At 43.5% G+C, this 3,573-nt stretch carries 3 protein-coding genes and 1 CRISPR repeat array; of the genes, 1 reads left to right on the top strand and 2 read right to left on the bottom strand.

Going from position 1 to position 3,573, the window contains the following annotated elements:
• Positions 1–7 precede the first annotated feature (7 nt).
• Positions 8–1,073: a CRISPR direct-repeat array (repeat unit 29 nt; unit sequence GTGTTCCCCGTGAGTACGGGGATAAACCG).
• A gap of 51 nt (positions 1,074–1,124) precedes the next feature.
• Positions 1,125–1,487: a VOC family protein gene (locus PSI17_RS16185; protein ID WP_273552943.1), complete on the bottom strand. Its 363-nt coding sequence runs from the start codon at positions 1,485–1,487 to the stop codon at positions 1,125–1,127.
• A 304-nt stretch (positions 1,488–1,791) separates the two neighbouring features.
• On the opposite strand from PSI17_RS16185, the gene ydeE reads away from it, so the two are divergent.
• Complete coding sequence (gene ydeE / locus PSI17_RS16180; RefSeq protein ID WP_273552942.1) at positions 1,792–2,973, top strand: efflux MFS transporter YdeE; 1,182 nt, start codon at positions 1,792–1,794, stop codon at positions 2,971–2,973.
• A gap of 5 nt (positions 2,974–2,978) precedes the next feature.
• On the opposite strand, the gene PSI17_RS16175 is transcribed toward ydeE, so the two are convergent.
• Positions 2,979–3,383 (bottom strand): DUF1801 domain-containing protein, encoded by a 405-nt coding sequence (locus tag PSI17_RS16175; RefSeq protein WP_273552941.1) that lies wholly within the window; start codon positions 3,381–3,383, stop codon positions 2,979–2,981.
• Positions 3,384–3,573: the final 190 nt, after the last annotated feature.

Here is a 3,573-nt window from a genome sequence, read left to right as displayed (position 1 = left end):
TTAGTATGTGTTCCCCGTGAGTACGGGGATAAACCGTTTGCTCACCATAGGCCACTAAATAAACGACCGTGTTCCCCGTGAGTACGGGGATAAACCGGCTATATACACGGGTTTATCGTCAACGGTAGCGTGTTCCCCGTGAGTACGGGGATAAACCGACAAATTATTTGAATAGCATTGCTGATTCAATGTGTTCCCCGTGAGTACGGGGATAAACCGGACAAGATCGGTGGCGAACTTGCCCGTACTTTGTGTTCCCCGTGAGTACGGGGATAAACCGCAACAACAGACGGTTGCCCTACTGAACGAGCAGTGTTCCCCGTGAGTACGGGGATAAACCGTACGAAAAAGAAAACTACTTAAGGCTAGATTTGTGTTCCCCGTGAGTACGGGGATAAACCGGAAATCAGACAGGGTGTTGCTCATGCCAGAAAGTGTTCCCCGTGAGTACGGGGATAAACCGACTCATCATATTTAAACCCATTTGCAAACAGAGTGTTCCCCGTGAGTACGGGGATAAACCGCGAAGCCGCCACAATGAACAGCATCACCGCTTGTGTTCCCCGTGAGTACGGGGATAAACCGTATCAAAATACCCCATTATACACGTGTATAATGTGTTCCCCGTGAGTACGGGGATAAACCGGATGGTATTGGCGGGAACGGTAGCGCAGGCGCGTGTTCCCCGTGAGTACGGGGATAAACCGGGATCCACGTTTTTGCACTTAAATCCAGCGCAGTGTTCCCCGTGAGTACAGGGATAAACCGGTAAAAGTTTATCTTCTTCGGGCGGGAAGAAAGTGTTCCCCGTGAGTACGGGGATAAACCGGAAGTTTCAGGCTGGTCGAATACTGAAATGCTGTGTTCCCCGTGAGTACGGGGATAAACCGTTTATCAAATGAACACATTAACCACTAAACAGGTGTTCCCCGTGAGTACGGAGATAAACCGGCGATGTGCTGTAGCGGGGGAAACAAGAAAAAGTGCTCCCCGTGAGTACGGGGATAAACCGTTTTGGAATGCGATCCATTGTGGTTGCAGTACGTGTTCCCCGTGAGTACGGGGATAAACCGACGAGGATGATGAAGTGTTCCCCGTAGACACTTGTCTCTTAATAAAACTAATTAAGAGATCTCCATTAATTCAATTCTGTTTCCAAAAGGATCATAAACATGAAATCTGTTGAATCCTTCAAGTGGTTCATCGTCCTTGCATCTGTAACCAGCATTAACGAGCAAAACACGTAATTCATCAAGATTATCAACTAAAAATGCAGGATGAGCCTTGGTTGCAGGCTGAAAATCTTCTTGTACGCCTAAATGCACTTGAACATCACCACCTTTAAACCAACATCCTCCACGTTTTGCAAGATGTGCTGGTTTTTGTATTTCAGTTAATCCAAGCGTATCTGCATAAAATTTACGCGCAATTTCTTCTTTGCCTTTAGGCATAGCGAGTTGAATATGATCCAGTCTTAGCAAGGCCATAATGAATCCTCTTTCATTGAAGTCATTATCTTATGGTTAAAGACCTTTATTTTTACAATCAAAAATAAAGAAAAATATTAAAAACAATATTGTTACCGTTAAGTAAACAGAGTTGAAAAACAGATTTTACTAAATCAATATCAAGGTGCGAGAACATAGCAAGCAAGCGTGATATAAAATGCCGTTTTTGCTCTTCCCACTGTTTTGGCCTGCCCGTGGCATTTCTTACTACTGAAAATTTCTGTAATTTAGTTATTAATTAGATAACAATTGTATAACAAAAAATGTTTCAGGACGTGGGTGAATGTTTTCCAAATCAAATATCTCAACCAGTGCATTACTGTTCTCGTCTCTGCTTTTGACCATAGGGCGTGGAGCCACTATTCCCTTTATGGCTATCTACCTGACCCGTCAGTATCAGATGCCTGTTGATATGGTCGGGCTTGCTATCTCTGTTGCTTTCAGTATTGGCGTACTCTTCAGTATAGGGTTTGGGATTCTGGCGGATAAATTCGATAAAAAACGCTATATGCTGTTGGCTGTTATTGGGTTTATCTGTGGTTTTATTGCGATTCCCCTGATCAATCACGCAGGCTTGGTTGTGGTTTTTATCTCGTTGATAAATTGTTCCTATTCTGTCTTTTCGACGGTACTGAAAGGTTATCTTGCTGATACACTGCCAACGCCAACGAAAGCGAAAGTTTTTTCGCTAAACTACACCTTTATTAATATAGGTTGGACTGTCGGCCCGCCAGTCGGTACATGGCTTTTGATGTACAGCATCAACCTTCCGTTCTGGTTGGCAGCCGTTTCCGCTTCCGTTTCAATTATTTTTATTCAGCGCTATGTTCAAAGCGTCCGCGTTGCCGCAAACAGTGATAAATCAGCAACCGTGTGGGAGCCGACAGCCATGTTACGTGATCGCGCACTGCCCTGGTTTGTTCTGTCAACTTTTCTTGGCTCATTGGTGTTCGGCTCTTTTACCATCTGGATCTCACAATATGTCCTGACAGTAGCTGACAGTGCCTTGGCTGAAGCGGTTATCGGTGTTGTATTGCCGGTGAATGCTGCTGTGGTTGTCACTTTACAATATGCGGTAGGTAAACGCATACGTCCGGAAAATCTTAAGAAACTCATGACATTAGGCAGCTTCTTTTTCTTAATGGGATTAGCCGTCTTTATGATAGCGGACAAAAACCTTTACCTTTGGGGGCTGGCAGCCGTTATTTTCACTCTGGGTGAACTCATCTATGCGCCGGGAGAATATATGCTTATTGACAATATCGCGCCGGAAGGGATGAAATCCAGCTATTTTTCGGCTCAGGCATTGGGATTATTAGGCGGTGCTTTTAATCCGGTGTTAAGTGGTGTTGTGCTTACCAAGCTGCCACCTCAATCATTATTCATCATTCTGATGGGGATCTTGTTTTTCGCGTGGCTCAGTATGCTTAAAGGGATGAGTATCAGGCCACTTGTTTACCAATGAAGGCCTTATCTCTTTTTCTTCAATTTATAACTGAGAGCCATTTCAATACATATACTCAACTCATCTGTGGGCAAATCGTTTTTGGGATCAAAAACAATTGCCCGATTTTTTGAATAATTCAGTTCAGGGAAAAGTGTTCTGAACGTATCAATTAATGTGGTCTGGCAGTGAAAAAAGATAGCCACATGCGAATCACCGAAACGATCCAGACGGATTGTTGTTCCCGATCCAGTTTCAAGAGTAAGATAACTGGGTTGCCCCCATTTCAGCATCTCGGTAATGGCACCGACGCCTTCGGTTTTTGATGCGATGTCAAATAGTAATGCTCTTATCATCAATAGCGCCTTTTGATATCGTTCAGGATAATGATTAAACACCAAGCGAACTACGTTACATTGAAATGCTGCCATAAGATTGCTACCTTATCTGTTAATGCTTATCCGTTAATTGATATATTGTGACTATCTCACACAGTCTTATCCCGGGATTAAATAGAATAACATGGGATTTCCGGTCTCATTTTCAGAGAAAGAAACATTTAAAACCCTGCGTATTTAATCAATTAGAAGCTGAATTAACATATTAAGTGCAATCGGCGGG

The sequence above is a fragment of the Xenorhabdus sp. IM139775 genome, from assembly GCF_028598745.1.
Lineage (GTDB): Bacteria > Pseudomonadota > Gammaproteobacteria > Enterobacterales > Enterobacteriaceae > Xenorhabdus.
This window is presented reverse-complemented; position numbering and strand designations above follow the sequence as displayed.

Coding starts and splice junctions, on each gene's coding strand:
- PSI17_RS16185 (WP_273552943.1), bottom strand. CDS start 1,487: ATGGCCTTGCTAAGACTGGATCATATTCAACTCGCTATGCCTAAAGGC.
- ydeE (WP_273552942.1), top strand. CDS start 1,792: ATGTTTTCCAAATCAAATATCTCAACCAGTGCATTACTGTTCTCGTCT.
- PSI17_RS16175 (WP_273552941.1), bottom strand. CDS start 3,383: ATGGCAGCATTTCAATGTAACGTAGTTCGCTTGGTGTTTAATCATTAT.